We start from the raw sequence: 16,591 nt of genomic DNA, 5'->3' as shown, positions 1-16,591 counted from the left end.
GCTTGTTTTGCAGGTGAATTTCCGGAAGCCGGCACATTAAGTCGGAAAAGCCACCAGACCCTCATCCTTGACGCGGCGGATGGTCAAGGCGGTGCGCACGGTGTCCACATTAGGGGCCGAAGCCAGCTCCTCGATGACGAAGGTCTGGAAGGTGCCGAGGTCGCTTGCCACGCAATGCAGCAGGAAGTCGGATTCGCCCGACACCATCCAGGCGTCGCGCACGATCGGCCAGCCGCGCGTGCGCTCGGCGAAGGCTTTCAGTTCGGCATCGGCCTGATGATGCAGGCCGATCAGGCAGAAGGCGACGACATCCATGCCCAGTGCCGGGGCGTTGAGAAGCGCGCGGTAGCCGCGGATGATGCCGGCCTCTTCCAGCCGCCTGACGCGGCGCAGGCAGGGCGGCGCCGAGATACCGACCCGGTTGGACAGTTCGACATTGGTCATGCGGCCGTCGCCCTGCAACTCGCGCAGGATCTTCCAGTCGATGGCGTCGAGATCGGCTTTCAGCGGCATGAAGGGCTTTCGCGCAAGAATCTTTCGCAATTTTGTAATTTGGTTTCGCGCCGGAGGCCATAGCTTTGCGATGATTTTCTCCCTGTTTTGAGGCATGCCGTGATCCCAGAGCCGCGCATATCTCTGGACGACATGCATCGGTGACGGGCGGCGATATGGCCCGATATGCAGGGGATGAAGCTTTCCGGGGACGAAAGCCAACCTGCCTTGCTGGTCTCACGGGCAACACTTACATTACGCGCGACAAACCACGGCTGCGCGCCGCAGGGGACTTTCATGAACACCAAACATGCGCCCGTTCTTATCATCGGTTCCGGCCCGGCCGGCTACACGGCGGCGGTCTACGCCGCCCGCGCCATGCTGAAGCCGATGCTGGTCGCCGGCCTGCAGCAGGGCGGCCAATTGATGATCACTACAGACGTCGAGAACTATCCCGGCTTCGCCGATCCGATCCAGGGCCCCTGGCTGATGGAGCAGATGCTCAAGCAGGCCGAGCATGTCGGCACCGACATCATCAACGACATCATCACCGAGGTCGACCTCAATGTGCGGCCGTTTCGCGCCACAGGCGACTCCGGCACGGTCTACACGGCGGACGCCTTGATCATCGCCACCGGCGCGCAGGCCAAGTGGCTGGGCATCCCGTCGGAGCAGACTTTCATGGGCTTCGGCGTTTCGGCCTGCGCCACCTGCGACGGCTTCTTCTATCGCGGCAAGGACGTCGCGGTGGTGGGCGGCGGCAATTCCGCGGTGGAGGAGGCGCTCTATCTGTCGAACCTCGCCAAGAGCGTCACCGTCATCCACCGGCGCAGCGATTTCCGCGCCGAGCGCATCCTGCGCGAGCGGCTGCTCAAGAAGGACAATGTCCGCGTCATCTGGGACACGGTCGTCGACGAGATCACCGGACGGCCGGGCAAGGCGCCGCTGCCGCCCTCGGTCGAGGGCCTGACGCTGCGCAACGTGGTGACCGGCCAGGAATCGAAGCTGCCGGTCGACGGCGTGTTCGTCGCCATCGGCCACGCGCCGGCGGTGGAACTCTTCGCCGGCAAGCTGAAGCAGAAGCCGAACGGCTATCTGTGGACGGCGCCCGATTCCACCCGCACCGATGTGCCCGGCGTCTTCGCCGCCGGCGACGTCACCGACGACGTGTACCGCCAGGCGGTGACGGCGGCCGGGCTTGGCTGCATGGCGGCGCTCGAGGCGGAAAAATATCTGGCGGGCATCGAGGTTCACCGCGAAGCGGCGGAATGACAGATCGGCTGAAAGAAGCCGTTTAAAAGCCTGATTTTTCATTCAGACGCCGAAGGCAACGCGAGGGGAATCATGGCGCTGGACTGGGACAAATTACGCGTATTTCACGCAGCGGCGGAGGCTGGGTCGTTCACCCATGCCGCGGAGACGCTGCATCTGTCGCAATCGGCTATTTCGCGGCAGGTCAGCGCGCTGGAGCATGATGTCGGCGTCGCGCTGTTCCACCGCCATGCGCGCGGCCTGGTGCTGACCGAGCAGGGCGAGATGCTGTTCCGCACGGCGCATGACGTGCTGATGAAGCTGGAAACGATCAAGACGCGGCTGACCGAGACCAAGGACCGGCCGTCGGGCGTGCTCAGGGTAACGACCACGGTGGGCCTGGGCGCCGGCTGGCTGACCGAACGGGTGCAGGAATTCATCGAGCTCTATCCCGAGATCAGCCTGCAGCTGATCCTCGCCAATGAGGAGCTCGACCTCACCATGCGCCAGGCCGATTGCGCGATCCGGCTGCGCCAGCCGCAGCAGCCCGACCTCATCCAGCGCCGGCTGTTCACGGTGCATTTCCACCTTTACGCGGCGCCGTCCTATATCGCCAAGTTCAGCAGGCCGGCCTCGATCGCCGAGCTCAGAAACCACCGCATCGTCACCTTCGGCGTGCCGGTGCCTTCGCATCTGTCGGAGCTGAACTGGCTGGAGACCGTCGGCGATTTCGAGGGCGCGCAGCGGGTGCCGACGCTGCAGATCAACGACATCCTGTCGATCAAGCGGGCCGTGCAGGGCGGCGCCGGCATCGCCATGCTGCCGGACTATGTGATCAACAAGGACTCGAACCTGGTGCAGTTGCTGCCGGAGACCGAGGTGCCGTCCTTCGATACCTATTTCGCCTATCCCGACGCGATGAAGAACCAGGCGAAGCTGCACGTTTTTCGCGATTTCATCATCGCCAAGGCCCGTAGCTGGTCTTACTAAAAGCGCCCGGCCGAGAAACTACTGCCCGCGCCACGGTGTCAGCCGTGGCAGCCAGCCGGGGACGGCGCGGCGGTAGGTTTCGTATTCCGCGCCATAGCGTTTGGCGAGCGTCGGCTCTTCATAGATATTGACGAAGGAGACCATCGCCGCGGCGGCGATCAGGCCGTAGACCAGCACCGCCCAGCTCGAAAAGATCAGCGCCTGGCCAAGGATGATCGCCAGCACAGCCACGTACATTGGGTTGCGCACATGGCGGTAGATGCCGCCGACGACCAGTTTCTCGGTCGGCGCCACGGGAGCGGGCGTGCCCAGGCCCTCGAGGGCAAAACGGGCAAAGGCATGAAGCAGGATGGCGGCGGCTCCGACCACGAGAAGCGAGCCCGCAGACACGAAGCCCGGCAGGGCCGACAGAGGTTTGCGATAGTGGTCGGTCAAGAGCCATGGCGCCAGGCCGGCGACGACGCCGGGCGCAACGACAAGGAACAGCGCGCTGCCGGCGATTGCCGAAAAAGTTCGCATCGTCGGTCTCCTGCCGTAAAAACAAACTCGGCTTGCCGAAATCGACATCATTTCGCCGATTCGCATATTTCCGGGCAAAATCAGCTCGATTTTGCATTTAAGCAGTCGCTTTAGGGCCGGAAACGCACCGGAATCGGCGATTTTTCTGGTCCTATGGGTTCCAGGAATAGGTTGGACCACAGCCTGCGTCTTTTTGCATGCGTGTGTTGCAAAATAGATGCTTGTTTCTTGGGCATGATGAGCACATATATAGTGTCATCTCCAGGGCGCGTTCTCCTCCCATTAGCGCCCTCGAGTGTTCCCCTCTGGAGGTTAGCCCTAATCGGCACTTCCAATCAACTCAGCCGGATCTTTATTGATCCGGCTTTTTTGTTGCCCGCGTGCCTTCGAGCCGGGAAAAAAACGACTGGATCCACCACGTAACAGTGACATGTAACATCGGGTAACATGTCGCGGACGAACTCTATGGTTTAAGTAGAGGATAGGACGCGGTTGGTCGGTTCGGGAGATGGGGGCATCACTCGGAAGACCGGGCTCAGGCAAGCACCGCGTCCGAACCATTTTTCCGGATGCGGCGGACCAGCCGTTGCCTCCCAGGAAAACGGTCCGCAATAGGAACGGCGTCCGGATCATCCGGACGCCGTTCTCATGTCTTCAACAGAAGTCTGCGACCTGCTCAGGCGGCTTTGCCGTTGGCGTTCATCGCCTCGTCGGCGAGCCGGCCGGTGAGCTCGGCCATGTGGTCGAAAGCGGCCTTGTAGCTGGCGACGCCGGCGGTCGCCGAGCGCAGCTCGATGATCAGGTCACCGATCTCGGCCTGCGGCATGGTCGCCTCGACGACGTCCCAGCCGGGCCAGTCGGGCCTTGCATCATAGCCGAGGATCTGACCGCGCCGCTGCGGGATCAGCGCGATGATCTTCGAGGTCGCGTCCGAAGGCGTGACGATCTCGACCTTCATCACCGGCTCCAGCAGGACCGGCGAACAGGCGGTCATGCCTTCCTTCATCGCGAGCTTCGCCGCCATCTGGAAGGCCATGTCGGAGGAGTCCACGGCATGGTAGGAGCCGTCCGACAGGTTGACGGCGACGTCGACAACCGGGAAGCCGAGCGGGCCTGTCTTCAGATAGTCGCGGATGCCGGTCTCCACCGACTGAATGTAGGTTTTCGGCACCACGCCACCGGTGATGGTGTCGGAGAACTGGAAGCCGGACCCGCGCGGCAGCGGCTTGATCTCGATCACCACGTCGCCGAACTGGCCGTGGCCGCCGGACTGCTTCTTGTGGCGGCCGCGCTGCTGCGCTCCTTTGCGGATCGTCTCCCGGTAAGGCACCGCCGGGGCATGACCCTCGATCGGGATCTGGTTCTTGCCCTCGAGGCGCTCGCGCACCACGCGCAGATGCATTTCGCCGTGGCCCGACAGGACGGTTTCGGCGGAATCCTGGTTGTGGCGCAGGCTGAGCGATGGATCCTCCTCGGCAAGCCGCTGGATCGCCGCCGACATCTTGACCTCGTCCTTGCGTTCCTTGGGGCGAAGCGCGAAGGCGAAGACAGGCTGCGGTGGTTCCAGCGTGACCAATGGCCGGATGCCGCCCTTGGCCGAACTCAGCGTCTGGCCGGTCTTGACGTCGTCGAGCTTGCCGAGCGCGACCGTGTCGCCCGCCTTGGCGGATGTCAGCTTCGTCTGGTCCTTGCCGAGCATCTTGTAGATGCCGGAAACCTTCGCCGTGTCGCCGTTGGAAAGGAAGAGCTCGGCCGCGTCGGCCAATTGGCCGGAAAGCACGCGCGACACCGAAAGCTTGCCGCCATGCGCGGTGTGGATGGTCTTCATCACCTGCACCACCGTGTGGCCGTCCGGCGCGCCAAGGCGCTTCCTGGTTGCCTCGACATCGGGCGCGTCGTGGCGAATGGCCTTCAACAGGCGCAGCACGCCATTGCCCTTCTCGGCCGTGCCGATCAGCACCGGCGTTACCGCGCCGGCGCGCAGGTCGGCCGAGAGATCATCGAAGATCGCATCCTTCGGCGGCTCGATCTCCTCCAGCAACTGCTCCATCAGGTGATCGTCATGGTCGGCGAGCGTCTCCAGCATGGAGAACCGCGCCTCCAGCTCGCGCGCCTTGTCGTCGTTCGCGATGTCGGCGACCTGGCTCTCGGCATATTCGCGGTAGATGTAGGCGCGTTCCAGCGCCAGATCGATCGAGCCGATGACGACGCCGTCCTTGCGCACCGGAATCTGGCGCAGCAGCAGCGGCACAGAACTTGCCGGCTGCAGCATCTTCAGCGTGTCGCGCACGCCCGTGATCGCCTTATCGACCTTGTTGAGGAACAGGATGCGCGGAATGGCGAGATCGTCGAGCTTGCGCATGATGAGCTGGAGCGCCGGGATCTTCTTCTCGTCGGCCTCGGCGACGACGACAGCGAGGTCGCAAGCGGCAAGCACGGGTTCGGCTTCGAAGGCGAATTCGATGGAGCCGGGGCAGTCGACGAAGGTGATCTGCTCGCCCATGAAATCGGTGGTGGCGAAGGTCGCCTCGACGCTCATGGCGTGAGCGCGGGCCTCGGGCGAATGATCGGAAACAGTGTTGCCCGACGAAACTGGTGACTGGCGGGGAATGGCGCCCGTGCGGGCGAGTATGGCTTCGAGAAGTGTCGTCTTACCGCTTGCGAAGGGACCGATTATGGCGATGCATTTCGGTCCCGTGCGTCGTCCTCCGGCGCGAGTACCCATGGCTGACCTCCACTCAGGCGTTTCCCAAGAGAGCGACCAGCAAAAGTGAAAACCGGTTTTGCGTCCGATCGCACCCTGTGCAGAGCGGCGGCCGGCCTGTTCGGCCGTCGCGGGCGGGGTTTATCCACCCCTTCCCAAAGCCATCGTCACACGGGTTCGCCGGGAGGGCAAGAAAAATAGGATGTTCGCCGGCTTGGAGTCGTCAGGCCACCATTTCCTATGTCAGGCTGTGAGGGCGAGCGGTTCGCGGGCGGCTGCACACAACGCGCTTGCCTTGTCGCGCGGCGCGGGCTTGCCAAAGAAATAGCCCTGGAAACGGCTGCAGCCGGCGGTCCTGGCGAGGGCGAATTCCTCCGCGGTTTCGACGCCTTCCGCGACGATGGCAATGTCCTGGATGCGGGCGATCTGGGCAAGTGCGGAAACGAAGATCTGCGCCACCTGGTCATGGGCGAGGCTGCGGATGTAGGAGCGGTCGATCTTGACGCTGTCGATGGGCAGCGACTTCAGATAGTTGAAGCCGCAATGGCCGGTGCCGAAGTCGTCCAGCGCAATGTGGAAGCCGAGGCCGCGCAGCGCCTCCAGGCGCCTCAGAACCTCGGGCGTCGCGGCCGTCGCCACCGTCTCGGTGATCTCGATGATGAACTGCGATGCGGACCGGCCGGTTTCGCGCAGGATCCGGTTGCACATCGTCACGATCTCGTCGCGCTTCAACTGCTCGCCCGAGACGTTGATCGAGATACGCCGTCCGGGAAAATGCCCGACATCGGCACAGGCGCGCTTGAAGACCCACTCGCCGATCATGTCGATCAGCGTCGAGCGCTCGGCGAACGGGATGAATTCCGCCGGCGAGATCAAACCGCGCACCGGGTGACGCCAGCGGATCAAGCCTTCCAGCGCGTCGACCGAGCCGTCGGGATTGACGATCGGCTGATAGTGCAGCTCCAGCTCGCCGAGATAGACCGCGGCGCGCAGTTCGCGTTCAACCAGGCGGCGATAACGCTTGTCCGACAGCATCTCCTCATCGAAAACGGTGATGCGGCCGCGACCGGCGGCCTTGCTTTCGTAGAGCGCGAGATCGGCCAGCAGCATCAATTCAGCGCCGTTCGAAGCATGCAACGGCGCGAGCGCGACGCCCACCGAGATCGACAGGGGAATGATCTTGCCTTCATGCCTCTTGCCGGCACGCATCGCGTCCAGCAGCCGGCGTGCGTCCTTGTTGATAATGGCGACGTCGCCATGCGGAACCATGATGCCGAACTCGTCGCCGCCGAGCCGGCCGATGACGCCGTCCTCGAAGATGCGCTGGGCTTCCGCGACCAGGTGCGCCAGCGCCAGATCGCCGAACTGATGGCCGAACGTGTCGTTGAGCTGCTTGAAATGATCGAGGTCGATCAAAAGCAGGCTTGCCTGGCGACGGTTGCGCAAGCCACCCAACCAGTCGCCCAGCGCTTCGATGAAATAGCGCCGGGTCATGGCCCCGGTCATGGCATCGACGGTGAGAAAGCGATGCTTCTCGGCCTCGGCATCCGCCGCCGATTGCAGGCGCTGGACGACGCTCGCGCGCATATACATCAACACCAGAAGCGCCATTAAGGTCGATGCCACCGATACCACCAGCGCGCCTGCGCGGGAGGCGTTCTCCGTCAGCGCGAAAGCCGCAAGCCAGGTGGCGGCGATGCTCATCACGAGCAAAGCCTGGATGCCGCGATAGATACGGCCGCTGTGATCCTTGATTGTCGCCAAGATACTCATGTCCGCGCCCCCACAGCACGCGACATGGCTAGGGCTTCAGCCGTTAACAAACACTGAGTTCGGCGACCGTTCCGCGGCATTAATCAGCGCCGGATTGAGCGGTGGCGTTTTATGGTTAAAAAGCAACGATTTATGACAGTTTGTTGACCGGCTAACGAGCCTCTATCGCGGGGCCTCGACGCGGTCGTCAGGCGGCTGAAAAAGGCCGGTTGCGTCAACAGCGCATCGGGGTGAAACTGCTTCGCAAGACGAGGCTGGAGCGGTTCACCGTCTCGCGGAAACGGCGAAACGCTCCATCTCTTTGTTTTTACGCAATTCCGGACGGAAGGTTACGGCGAAGGCGCCGAACTTAACCGCTCACACTTTTCCTGGAATTGCTCCAGCGAAGCATTATTCGAGAAGGATTGGACGATGAAGATCATTGCGTGCGGCTCAGTGCCGACAGTCATCGCGCCGGACAAATACTTTACCGGGCGGGTGTTGCAGACGCCAATCGTCGAGAAGGAGGCGCCGGCAAGGCTCAGGGCGACGCTGGTCAGCTTCGAGCCCGGCGCGCGCACGCATTGGCACACGCACCCGCTCGGACAGACGCTCTATGTCACCTCCGGCGCCGGGCTTGCCCAGACTTGGGGCGGTCCTGTGCAGGAGATCAGGGCCGGGGATGTCATTTCCTTCGCGCCGGGCGAAAAGCACTGGCACGGTGCCGGGGCGAAAACCGCCATGACCCATATCGCCATGCAGGAGGCGCTGGACGGCGTCCATGCCGACTGGCTGGAAGCGGTCACGCCGGAGCAATATGGTAGCTGAGGCAACAAAAAACCCGGCTGAAGCCGAGTTTCCGATGTGACAGCGTGTGCGCGATCAGGTCAGCGACGCAGTAAAGCGCTGGATGCGCGTGCAGGCTTCTTCCAGCAAGGCATCCGATGTGGCGTAGGAGATGCGGAAGTTCGGCCCCAGCCCAAAGGCCGAACCGAACACCACCGCGACGCCTTCGGCCTCCAACAGTTCGGAGCAGAAGGCTTCGTCGGTGTCGATGACCTTGCCCGTCTTGGTCTTCTTGCCGATCAGCTGGGCGCAGGACGGGTAGACATAGAAGGCGCCTTCCGGCGACGGGCAGGAGATGCCGCGCGCCTGATTGAGCATAGAGACGACGAGGTCGCGCCGGCCCTGGAAGATCGCCTTGTTCTTGGCAATGAAATCCTGCGGCCCGTTGAGCGCCTCGACGGAAGCCCATTGCGCGATGGTGCAGGCGCCCGACGTCTGCTGGCCCTGGATCATGTCCATCGCCTTGACGAGCGGCACCGGGCCGGCGGCATAGCCGATGCGCCAGCCGGTCATGGCATAGGCTTTCGACACGCCGTTCATGGTCAGCGTGCGCTCATAGAGGTTCGGCTCGACCTCGGCGATGGTCTTGAAGACGAAGTCGCCATAGGTCAGGTGCTCATACATGTCGTCGGTCAGCGTCCAGACATGCGGATGCTTGAGCAGCACGTCGGCCAGCGCCCTGAGCTCGGCCTCCGTGTAGGCGGCGCCCGAGGGGTTCGACGGCGAATTCATCAACAGCCATTTGGTCTTCGGCGTGATCGCCTTTTCCAGCACTTGCGGTGTGAGCTTGAAGCCGTTGTCGATCGAGGTGTCGGCGAACACCGACGTGCCGCCGCAGATCGCCACCATTTCGGGATAGCTCACCCAGTAGGGGCGCGGGATGACGACTTCGTCGCCGGGGTTCAGCGTCGCCATGAAGGCGTTGAACAGGATCTGCTTGCCGCCGGTGCCGACGATGGTCTGCTCCGGCCGGTAGTCGAGGTTGTTCTCGCGCTTGAACTTCCTGGCGATCGCCTCGCGCAGCGGCACGATGCCGGAAACCGGCGGATATTTGGTCTCGCCGCGGCGGATCGCCTCGATCGCCGCGTTCTTGATGTTGTCGGGCGTATCGAAATCCGGCTCGCCGGCGCCGAGGCCGATCACGTCACGGCCGGCATTTTTCAGCTCGCGCGCTTTCTGCGTCACCGCGATGGTCGCGGAAGGCTTAACGCGGGAAAGGGCGTCGGCGAGAAAGGCCATGACAAAATGTCTCCTAGGAAAGCGGCCAGGAGCGGCCGCGGCGCCTCTCATGTCGCATCGTGGCGCGGAGCGCAAGCATTGTGCGATGAGCCAGAGGTCAAGGAGGCGTGAGCGGCAACGCTAAATTCATCAACGGCCGGTAAACCCTTGGCTGGCAGGATCGCAGATCGGATTGCGCCTGTTCGCGGAGCGAGAAACCTTGTCGCGCAGCATCGGGCTTGCCCACCTCATCCGTCATGATGACGGCACCTCGACCGGTGTCTGGGGCATCTATACGCTGCAGAGCGCGTTCCAGCCGATCTTCGCCTTCAAGGAGGGCAAGCTTTCGGTCGCCGCTTTCGAGGGGCTGATCCGGCCGTTCCGCGACGGCGAGCCGCAGTCGCCGGGGACATTTTTCGGTACCTGCCCGGCGGCCGACCGGCTGCATATCGAGGCGCTGACGCGCACTCTGCATCTTCTGAACGCCGGCGCCTGCCTGCCACAAGAGGCGTCCATCTTCGTCAATTTCGACCCGTCGGTCTTCACCGATCGCAGCATCGCCGACAAGGCCCTGCGCGACATGCGGCTGGTGCTGCACGAAGCCAGCATCGATCCGCGCCGTATCGTCTGCGAGGTCACCGAGCAGAAATCGGCTTCGCAGGAAACACTCTACGATTTTGTCGAGGCGCTGAGGGCCAACGGCTTCCGCATCGCGGTGGACGACTATGGCGCCGATGAATCCGACATCAACCGGATCAAGGAACTCAAACCAGACATCGTCAAGTTCGATGCGCATTGGATCACCCATCTGATGGAGTCCGGCGCCGGCTTCGCCTTGCTGACGGCGATGGTGCAGAGCTTCGAGAACCAGGGCATCCGCACCGTCTTCGAAGGCATCGAGGAAGGCTGGCAGCTGGAGCTTGCCGAGAGGTCCGGCGCCTCCATGGTGCAGGGCTATGTGCTTGCTCGGCCGGAACTTGCTCCCACCACCTTTCGCGTTTTCAGCAAGGGCACGCAGCAGCCTTCGACCGGAGACAGCAAGGCATCGGCCGCCGCAAGCCCGGCGGCGCCAACGCCGCACGGACGGCCGGCAAGGGTGTTCGGGCGCAAGGTCACGCCATGAGCGGACAACCAGACAGGCGGCGCAACGTCGCCGAGGCGATCTTCGCCGACGAGATCGGCCTCCAGTTCGGCGTTTATGGCGAGTTCCGGCTGTGGAGCGCCTATCAGCCGATTTTCGCGCCGGAGGGCAGGGTGCTCAGAGCCGTCGCCGTCGAGGGGCTGATCGAGCCGCGCCGCGTCGCGCAGCCGGTAGCCTCTTCGGTCTTCTTCGGCGGCATTCCCGCGCCCGACCTTCTGTTTGTCGAAACGATGTGCCGGATGCTGCATCTCGGCAATTATCGCAACATCGGCGTCGAGGGGTTGACGCTGTTCTTCAACTATAATCCGACCATCAACGACCATCTCGGACGGGCGCTCGCCGAGATCCGGCTGATGACCAGGCATCTCGACGATCTGGAGCTTGAGCCCAGCCTGCTGGTCTGCGAGATCACGGAGCAGGCAGCCGACGATCGGGTTCTTGCCAGCGTGGTGCGCGAAATGCGGCGCGATGGCATCCGCATCGCCATCGACGATTTCGGCACGGGGCATTCGACCGAGGCCCGCATCGATCTGCTTGCGCCCGACATCGTCAAGATCGATGGCGCCTGGTTTGGCGAGCTCTGCCGCCATGCCGCCGCCGAACGCTTCTTCCGGCCGTTGGTGGCGACGCTGCACCAGCGCGGCGCCAAAGTGCTGGTCGAGGGCATCGAGAACGCTCAGCATTTGCGCGTCGCGCTCGAGGGTGGCGTCGACCTTTTGCAGGGTTTCCATCTCGCCCGTCCGGCGCTCGCCGGCACGATCTTCAAGGAAGAACCGCTTTCCGTCGACGCCCTGCTCGGCGCCGGCAACAAGGTCGTGCCCCTGCACCAACATCGCTGATGCCGACCAAGGAAAACGCATCAGCATCGCTGATGCGGGACTCCAAAGGACGCATCAGCGCCGCTGATGTTTCGTCTCAAAAACAAATCACTGGATGGGACCTAGCCGCGCGCGTTAGAGCGTTCCCAGGAGACTCGAGAGGGCAAGAGGCATGATCCTTTACGACATGGCCGACAGCGGCAATTGCTACAAGCCGCGGCTGTTGATGGCGAAGCTCGGCATCCCCTTCACCCGGGTCGAGGTGAGCTCGCATACCGGCGAGACGCGCAAGCCCGACTATGTCGCCAAGAATCCGAATGCGATGGTGCCGATGCTCGAGCTCGATGACGGCAGGCGCATCGCCGAGAGTAATGCCATCCTACTTTATCTTGGCGAAGGCACACGCTTCCTGCCCGCCGACAAGTATGAACGCGCCCTGGCCTACCAATGGCTGTTCTTCGAGCAATACAGCCATGAGCCCTATATCGCGGTGCGCAAGGCGCTTTTGACTTTTCCGGAACGGGCGAAGGACGCGACGGCGGAACGATTGGCGCAGACGCTGGAGCGCGGCAACAAGGCGCTCGGCGTGATGAACAGCCACCTGCAGCAAAACGCGTTCTTCGCCGGCAGCGCCTACAGCGTCGCCGACATCGCTTTATATGCCTATACCCACACCGCCGAGATGGGCGGCTTCCAGCTGGACGCCTATCCGGCGGTCGCCGCCTGGCTGAAGCGGGTCGAGGCGGACAAGGGGCATGTGCCGATCGAGTGGAAGGAATGATCTAGCGTCTGCTAGCCGCTTTCGCTGGAGCACAAGCGCGAGGGCTATTTGATAAGTCGATCATATTCGGCATGGGTGCCGATCCAGATCCAGTCAAAACCATCACCGCTTTCAAGAGCCAAGGCCCGATAATTGTCGTCTATTCTCGCCGACCAAAGCTCTCCCACCTTCTTGAAATGGAGGGATGGATGTCGCGGATTGGTCTTCATCAAAATGAAATTCTTGTCGGCCACGCGGCGAGCGGCCTTTGGCAAAGAATTGTATTTTGTCCAGAAGCTAGCGGTGGCTCTGTGCCTCACAGGTCACGCAGTTTGCCGGCGGCTATTTCGGCACGTGCGTCTGCCACCAGCTTATCCAGCCGGCCCGATTTTGCGTCGGCCTCGATCTTCCGGTCCCATAAATCAGCCTGCAGCGCTTCGAACCATGCGGCGAACGCTTTAAGCTCATCTGGGCTGAGCTCCGCGACGGATTTTTCGATCTGTTCGAGTTTGGTCATGCATCAAAGGTAGCATTGATGGGCCAAAAGTGCCACCCGCGGGCTGCTGAGCCCGGACAACAACCCACCCAAAAATCCGGACAACAAAAAAGGCGGGCAATGCCCGCCTTCCTCTGCCGGTAGCCTGATCGGGAGCGTCTGGTCCGGGCTGGCAGCTATCTGCTGTTCCAGCTTGTCGGGTCTTTTCGCTCCGGCGCGCTTCTCGCGCGACCGTCAGTACATCCGTGACTTGCCGCGCGCCCCGAACCTTCGTCCGGCGCGCGCTATCGCCAAATCAGGCTGCCTTGCTAAGAGATCCAGCAGCGGACTTGCCGGTGCGGCGGTCCTGCTCGATCTCGAAGTTGATTTTCTGGCCTTCGGCGAGGCTGGTCATGCCAGCGCGCTCGACAGCGGAGATGTGGACGAAAACGTCCGCGCCGCCATTGTCAGGCTGGATGAAGCCGTAGCCCTTGGTGGCGTTGAACCACTTGACCGTACCAGTTGCCATATAAATGCCCTTCCACATTTGCTTTCGTTTGACCAGACCCGAAGTCCGGCCGGTGGTATCGAAATTTTGGAGACGTCAGCAAACGCGAGGGATCGCGAGGCCCGATCGATCGGCCAAATTCAATGGCCCGCATATAGGACAGTTTGCGAAGGAATACAAGACGGGTTGCAGGCGCGCTGCTCGCGGTTGCATGGAAGTTTTGACAGCGGCCGCGCGTTGTGGAGGGATGAGATGCTTGCCGTTCCATGGAGAGGAACCCTGAAGACCGTTTTGCTTGCCGCCTGCTTCCTGCTGCTGGCCGCCGAGGCGCAGGCGGTGTCGCGCTACGATCCGACGCGCATGAGCTGCGACCGGGTGCAGGCGACGATCGCCAGACAGGGCGCCGTCATCCTGCGCTACCAGTCGACGCGCGTGCCGGGGCTGCCGCTCTACGACCGCTACGTGCGCGACGAGCGCTTCTGCAACGCGGGCGAAGTGAGGGCGCGCGCCTATGTGCCGAGCGCCGACACCAGGTCCTGCATGGTCTATGTCTGCAAGCGTCCGGATTTCGACCGGCGCTTCCGCCGCCGGTTCCTGCACGACTAGAGCGGTTCGGCGTTTCACGGAAACGCCGAACCGCTCTATCTTCTTTGTCTGACGCAATTCCGGACGGAAGGCTACGGCGAAGCCACCGAGCCCAACCGCTATGCATTTTTCCTGGAATTGCTCTTGTGTTATCAGAACCCGAACGAGGCCTGCATGGCCGGCGGCGGGCCAATGCGCACGCCCTCCATGGCCAGCATCTTTTCCTTGGTGGCCGAGCCGCCCGGCGCGGAGAAGCCGCCGATCTTACCGCCGGCCGCCAGGATGCGGTGGCACGGAATGACCAGCGGGACCGGGTTGGCGCCAAGCGCCGCGCCAGTTTCGCGCGGAAGGCCGGCATGGCCGGCGCGCTTTGCCAACTCACCATAGGTGGTGGTCTCGCCGAAGCGGAGCTTGCGCGCCGCGTCATAAATGGCGAGGCGGAAATCGTCGACGCCGTCGAGATCGACCGGCACGCCGGAGAAGTCGATGTCCTCGCCGGCCGCATAGGCCTTGATCGAGGCGATCAGATCGACCACCCAGGACGGCTGGTCTGTCGAGGCAGAGACGCCGGGGTGGCGAAGCAGCCGGCGCTCGACAGCTTCGCGGCTGCGTTCCGGCAGGCAAAGCCGGATCAGGCCCTTCTCGCTCCAGGCGATGCCCATGAAGCCGATCACTGTTTCTAACACTGCGTGGCCGGCCGTGATCTGGGATGTGGGTTTCATGACGTATTCCTTCCGCAAAACAGCGAAAAACGAGTACATATCCAGAACAATATGGCACTTCCGCCCTGTTGTCGCCACCCGAAAACCGCCGGGTGGCCCCGATTGCCGGGTGTGAATCGCTGGTGTAAGGACTCCTTAACAACCGACAAACCGGATCCGCACGGCTTGCCCGCTAAAATCATATTCACCGCGCTCGGCGTGCTCGTTGCCGCTGCTGGTCTGAGCGGTTGCACCTCGACCTCGCAGATGAAGGCCATGCCCGCGCTTGCGGAAGCCGCGACGCCTGCCGCCGCGGACGACACGCCGACCGTCGCGCTGCCTGAAACGGTGGCGGTGCTGCCAGAACCTTCCGGCCTCGCGCAGGTGCAGACCGCGGCGCTGACCGGCGATGCCGTTGCGGCGGCAACCACGCCAGGCTCGCCCGCGACGCAAAGCGCGCTCGCGACGCAAAGCGCGCTGTTGCCGCCACCTGCCCAGGCCGGTGCGCCCCAGTCCGGAGTAGCCTTGGCGCAGCCGGCGGCTTTCGCCGGTTCTACGCCGCTCGTCGGCCAGTTTCCGCCGCCCCCGGTGCTGACCGCCGGCGGCTCGCCGACCGGCCCGGGATCCATCAGCCGAGCGGCGGTCTATACGACCGCGGGCGTCGCCATGCCGGTCACCGGCCAGTCGGCGAAAGTCGCTCCGATGCCCGGCGTCCAGCAGGTCGCCTATGTGGCGCCGGAAAATCCGGCGCTGCTAGCGGCACCCGGCCAACCCGAGCAGCACGCCAGCGGCCCGCGCGGCGAGATCGAACGGCTGATCGAGAAATATTCGGCGATCTATGAGGTGCCGATCGACCTGGTACGCCATGTCGTCAATCGTGAAAGCACCTTCAACCCGAAAGCCTATAATCACGGCCATTGGGGACTGATGCAGATCAAGCACGCGACGGCTCGCGGCATGGGCTATGGCGGACCGGCGACCGGCCTGTTCGACGCCGAGACCAATCTCAAATACGCGGTGAAATATCTGCGCGGCGCCTGGCTGGTTTCGGGCGGCAACGCCAAGCGGGCCGACATGCTCTACCAGACCGGCTATTATTACGACGCCAAGCGCAAGGGCCTGCTCGAGGCGACGGGCCTTGGCGTCGACCGCAAGCGCCGCCGCCTGCAACCCGACGCCTGAGCCGAGGGTCAGGTCGCGCGCGGCGTTCGAGACAGCGCCATGCATGAAAACACAACGCCTCGCCCGCCGGCTGCCAACGACATCCGCCTGCGCAAGCTGTTCGACGATACGCTCGCCGCGCCGCACTGGCCGGAAGGTTTCGTCATGCGCGTGTTCGAGCAGCGGGATGCGCAGGCTTTGCACGCGCTGCTGGAAGAGGTGTTCGATGACGGCGCCGACGGGCCGTTCGACGAATGGTGGCCGCGCATTGCCGGCGATGCGGAGTTCGATCCCGCTCTCTGTTTCCTGGCGATCGACGGCAAGGGCCTGCTGGCGGGCGCGGCGCTTTGCTGGACGTCCGGTTTCGTCAAGGACCTCGCCGTCCATCCGGAATCGAGACGGCAGGGCCTCGGCGAGGCGCTGATGCGGCAGGTGTTCCTGACGTTTCGCGAGCGCGGGGCGGCGCATGTCGATCTCAAGACCAATAGTGTGAAGAACACCACGGCCTTCCGGCTCTACGAACGGCTCGGCATGTTCCCGGTCGGCTGGGAAGGCTGATGCGCAAAGCGCGGCGGGCCGGATTGGAGGCTCCCGGCGCGGCGTTGCAATCACCTGCGCGCGTGAGCATTGTGAACGGCTTCACATAGGCTGACGTTAGGGCATGCTAATT

Annotated in this window: 18 protein-coding genes; 9 read left to right on the top strand and 9 right to left on the bottom strand. The window is 63.3% G+C overall.

All coding sequences use genetic code 11. The features are described from left to right. Positions 1 to 36 precede the first annotated feature (36 nt). Positions 37 to 513 (bottom strand): Lrp/AsnC family transcriptional regulator, encoded by a 477-nt coding sequence (locus tag FJ414_RS02065; RefSeq protein ID WP_140640772.1) that lies wholly within the window; start codon positions 511 to 513, stop codon positions 37 to 39. A gap of 276 nt (positions 514 to 789) precedes the next feature. On the opposite strand from FJ414_RS02065, the gene trxB reads away from it, so the two are divergent. After that, positions 790 to 1,764 (top strand): thioredoxin-disulfide reductase, encoded by a 975-nt coding sequence (trxB, locus tag FJ414_RS02060; protein ID WP_140541479.1) that lies wholly within the window; start codon positions 790 to 792, stop codon positions 1,762 to 1,764. A gap of 72 nt (positions 1,765 to 1,836) precedes the next feature. Then, positions 1,837 to 2,733, top strand: coding sequence for a LysR family transcriptional regulator (locus FJ414_RS02055; protein WP_140640770.1), 897 nt, complete (start codon positions 1,837 to 1,839; stop codon positions 2,731 to 2,733). Positions 2,734 to 2,751: 18 nt separating this feature from the next. Here FJ414_RS02055 and FJ414_RS02050 read toward each other — a convergent pair whose 3' ends face one another. The 3 genes from FJ414_RS02050 to FJ414_RS02040 all read right to left on the bottom strand — a co-directional run bounded on the left by FJ414_RS02050 (position 2,752) and on the right by FJ414_RS02040 (position 7,729). Beyond that, positions 2,752 to 3,252: an isoprenylcysteine carboxylmethyltransferase family protein gene (locus tag FJ414_RS02050; RefSeq protein ID WP_140640768.1), complete on the bottom strand. Its 501-nt coding sequence runs from the start codon at positions 3,250 to 3,252 to the stop codon at positions 2,752 to 2,754. A 676-nt stretch (positions 3,253 to 3,928) separates the two neighbouring features. Beyond that, the gene (locus FJ414_RS02045; protein ID WP_140640766.1) at positions 3,929 to 5,977 is read right to left on the bottom strand and encodes an elongation factor G; all 2,049 of its coding nucleotides are present in this window, start codon (positions 5,975 to 5,977) and stop codon (positions 3,929 to 3,931) included. A gap of 222 nt (positions 5,978 to 6,199) precedes the next feature. Then, positions 6,200 to 7,729: a bifunctional diguanylate cyclase/phosphodiesterase gene (locus FJ414_RS02040; RefSeq protein WP_140640764.1), complete on the bottom strand. Its 1,530-nt coding sequence runs from the start codon at positions 7,727 to 7,729 to the stop codon at positions 6,200 to 6,202. 411 nt (positions 7,730 to 8,140) lie between these two features. Here FJ414_RS02040 and FJ414_RS02035 point away from each other — a divergent pair, with 411 nt between their 5' ends. Further along, on the top strand, positions 8,141 to 8,536 hold the full coding sequence (locus tag FJ414_RS02035; RefSeq protein ID WP_140640762.1) for a cupin domain-containing protein: 396 nt from the start codon (positions 8,141 to 8,143) through the stop codon (positions 8,534 to 8,536). Between the two features lie 54 nt (positions 8,537 to 8,590). On the opposite strand, the gene FJ414_RS02030 is transcribed toward FJ414_RS02035, so the two are convergent. Continuing rightward, entirely contained in the window at positions 8,591 to 9,793 is a 1,203-nt protein-coding gene (locus FJ414_RS02030) for a pyridoxal phosphate-dependent aminotransferase (RefSeq protein WP_140640760.1), read from the bottom strand. 199 nt (positions 9,794 to 9,992) lie between these two features. Here FJ414_RS02030 and FJ414_RS02025 point away from each other — a divergent pair, with 199 nt between their 5' ends. The 3 genes from FJ414_RS02025 to FJ414_RS02015 all read left to right on the top strand — a co-directional run bounded on the left by FJ414_RS02025 (position 9,993) and on the right by FJ414_RS02015 (position 12,512). Continuing rightward, a complete protein-coding gene (locus FJ414_RS02025; RefSeq protein WP_140640758.1) occupies positions 9,993 to 10,895 on the top strand; it encodes an EAL domain-containing protein in 903 nt (300 codons plus the stop codon). Beyond that, on the top strand, positions 10,892 to 11,752 hold the full coding sequence (locus FJ414_RS02020) for an EAL domain-containing protein (protein ID WP_140640756.1): 861 nt from the start codon (positions 10,892 to 10,894) through the stop codon (positions 11,750 to 11,752). The genes FJ414_RS02025 and FJ414_RS02020 overlap by 4 nt, the downstream gene beginning before the upstream one ends. A gap of 151 nt (positions 11,753 to 11,903) precedes the next feature. After that, positions 11,904 to 12,512 carry a glutathione S-transferase family protein gene (locus FJ414_RS02015; protein WP_140640754.1) on the top strand — a complete coding sequence of 203 codons (609 nt, stop codon included), beginning with the start codon at positions 11,904 to 11,906 and terminating at the stop codon, positions 12,510 to 12,512. Between the two features lie 44 nt (positions 12,513 to 12,556). Here the strand turns inward: FJ414_RS02015 and FJ414_RS02010 are convergent, their stop codons facing one another. The 3 genes from FJ414_RS02010 to FJ414_RS02000 all read right to left on the bottom strand — a co-directional run bounded on the left by FJ414_RS02010 (position 12,557) and on the right by FJ414_RS02000 (position 13,495). Beyond that, complete coding sequence (locus FJ414_RS02010; protein WP_348639979.1) at positions 12,557 to 12,745, bottom strand: hypothetical protein; 189 nt, start codon at positions 12,743 to 12,745, stop codon at positions 12,557 to 12,559. A 62-nt stretch (positions 12,746 to 12,807) separates the two neighbouring features. Beyond that, positions 12,808 to 13,008, bottom strand: a complete 201-nt coding sequence (locus FJ414_RS02005; protein ID WP_140640750.1) for a hypothetical protein — start codon at positions 13,006 to 13,008, stop codon at positions 12,808 to 12,810. A 274-nt stretch (positions 13,009 to 13,282) separates the two neighbouring features. Beyond that, positions 13,283 to 13,495, bottom strand: a complete 213-nt coding sequence (locus FJ414_RS02000) for a cold-shock protein (RefSeq protein ID WP_027168154.1) — start codon at positions 13,493 to 13,495, stop codon at positions 13,283 to 13,285. Positions 13,496 to 13,753: 258 nt separating this feature from the next. On the opposite strand from FJ414_RS02000, the gene FJ414_RS01995 reads away from it, so the two are divergent. After that, on the top strand, positions 13,754 to 14,080 hold the full coding sequence (locus FJ414_RS01995) for a hypothetical protein (RefSeq protein WP_140640868.1): 327 nt from the start codon (positions 13,754 to 13,756) through the stop codon (positions 14,078 to 14,080). Positions 14,081 to 14,211: 131 nt separating this feature from the next. On the opposite strand, the gene FJ414_RS01990 is transcribed toward FJ414_RS01995, so the two are convergent. Continuing rightward, the gene (locus FJ414_RS01990; RefSeq protein WP_140640748.1) at positions 14,212 to 14,781 is read right to left on the bottom strand and encodes a methylated-DNA--[protein]-cysteine S-methyltransferase; all 570 of its coding nucleotides are present in this window, start codon (positions 14,779 to 14,781) and stop codon (positions 14,212 to 14,214) included. Positions 14,782 to 14,946: 165 nt separating this feature from the next. Between FJ414_RS01990 and FJ414_RS01985 the strand changes: the two genes are divergently transcribed. Further along, positions 14,947 to 15,942: a lytic transglycosylase domain-containing protein gene (locus FJ414_RS01985; RefSeq protein WP_140640746.1), complete on the top strand. Its 996-nt coding sequence runs from the start codon at positions 14,947 to 14,949 to the stop codon at positions 15,940 to 15,942. Positions 15,943 to 15,981: 39 nt separating this feature from the next. Then, the gene (locus FJ414_RS01980; protein ID WP_140640744.1) at positions 15,982 to 16,479 is read left to right on the top strand and encodes an N-acetyltransferase; all 498 of its coding nucleotides are present in this window, start codon (positions 15,982 to 15,984) and stop codon (positions 16,477 to 16,479) included. Positions 16,480 to 16,591: the final 112 nt, after the last annotated feature.

Source organism: Mesorhizobium sp. B3-1-6 (assembly GCF_006439555.1).
In the GTDB taxonomy this organism is placed as follows: domain Bacteria; phylum Pseudomonadota; class Alphaproteobacteria; order Rhizobiales; family Rhizobiaceae; genus Mesorhizobium.
This window is presented reverse-complemented; position numbering and strand designations above follow the sequence as displayed.

What these genes read in the sequence shown, in the direction of transcription:
- FJ414_RS02065 (WP_140640772.1), bottom strand. Translation starts at nt 513, where the DNA reads ATGCCGCTGAAAGCCGATCTCGACGCCATCGACTGGAAGATCCTGCGC.
- trxB (WP_140541479.1), top strand. Translation starts at nt 790, where the DNA reads ATGAACACCAAACATGCGCCCGTTCTTATCATCGGTTCCGGCCCGGCC.
- FJ414_RS02055 (WP_140640770.1), top strand. Translation starts at nt 1,837, where the DNA reads ATGGCGCTGGACTGGGACAAATTACGCGTATTTCACGCAGCGGCGGAG.
- FJ414_RS02050 (WP_140640768.1), bottom strand. Translation starts at nt 3,252, where the DNA reads ATGCGAACTTTTTCGGCAATCGCCGGCAGCGCGCTGTTCCTTGTCGTT.
- FJ414_RS02045 (WP_140640766.1), bottom strand. Translation starts at nt 5,977, where the DNA reads ATGGGTACTCGCGCCGGAGGACGACGCACGGGACCGAAATGCATCGCC.
- FJ414_RS02040 (WP_140640764.1), bottom strand. Translation starts at nt 7,729, where the DNA reads ATGAGTATCTTGGCGACAATCAAGGATCACAGCGGCCGTATCTATCGC.
- FJ414_RS02035 (WP_140640762.1), top strand. Translation starts at nt 8,141, where the DNA reads ATGAAGATCATTGCGTGCGGCTCAGTGCCGACAGTCATCGCGCCGGAC.
- FJ414_RS02030 (WP_140640760.1), bottom strand. Translation starts at nt 9,793, where the DNA reads ATGGCCTTTCTCGCCGACGCCCTTTCCCGCGTTAAGCCTTCCGCGACC.
- FJ414_RS02020 (WP_140640756.1), top strand. Translation starts at nt 10,892, where the DNA reads ATGAGCGGACAACCAGACAGGCGGCGCAACGTCGCCGAGGCGATCTTC.
- FJ414_RS02015 (WP_140640754.1), top strand. Translation starts at nt 11,904, where the DNA reads ATGATCCTTTACGACATGGCCGACAGCGGCAATTGCTACAAGCCGCGG.
- FJ414_RS02005 (WP_140640750.1), bottom strand. Translation starts at nt 13,008, where the DNA reads ATGACCAAACTCGAACAGATCGAAAAATCCGTCGCGGAGCTCAGCCCA.
- FJ414_RS02000 (WP_027168154.1), bottom strand. Translation starts at nt 13,495, where the DNA reads ATGGCAACTGGTACGGTCAAGTGGTTCAACGCCACCAAGGGCTACGGC.
- FJ414_RS01990 (WP_140640748.1), bottom strand. Translation starts at nt 14,781, where the DNA reads ATGAAACCCACATCCCAGATCACGGCCGGCCACGCAGTGTTAGAAACA.
- FJ414_RS01980 (WP_140640744.1), top strand. Translation starts at nt 15,982, where the DNA reads ATGCATGAAAACACAACGCCTCGCCCGCCGGCTGCCAACGACATCCGC.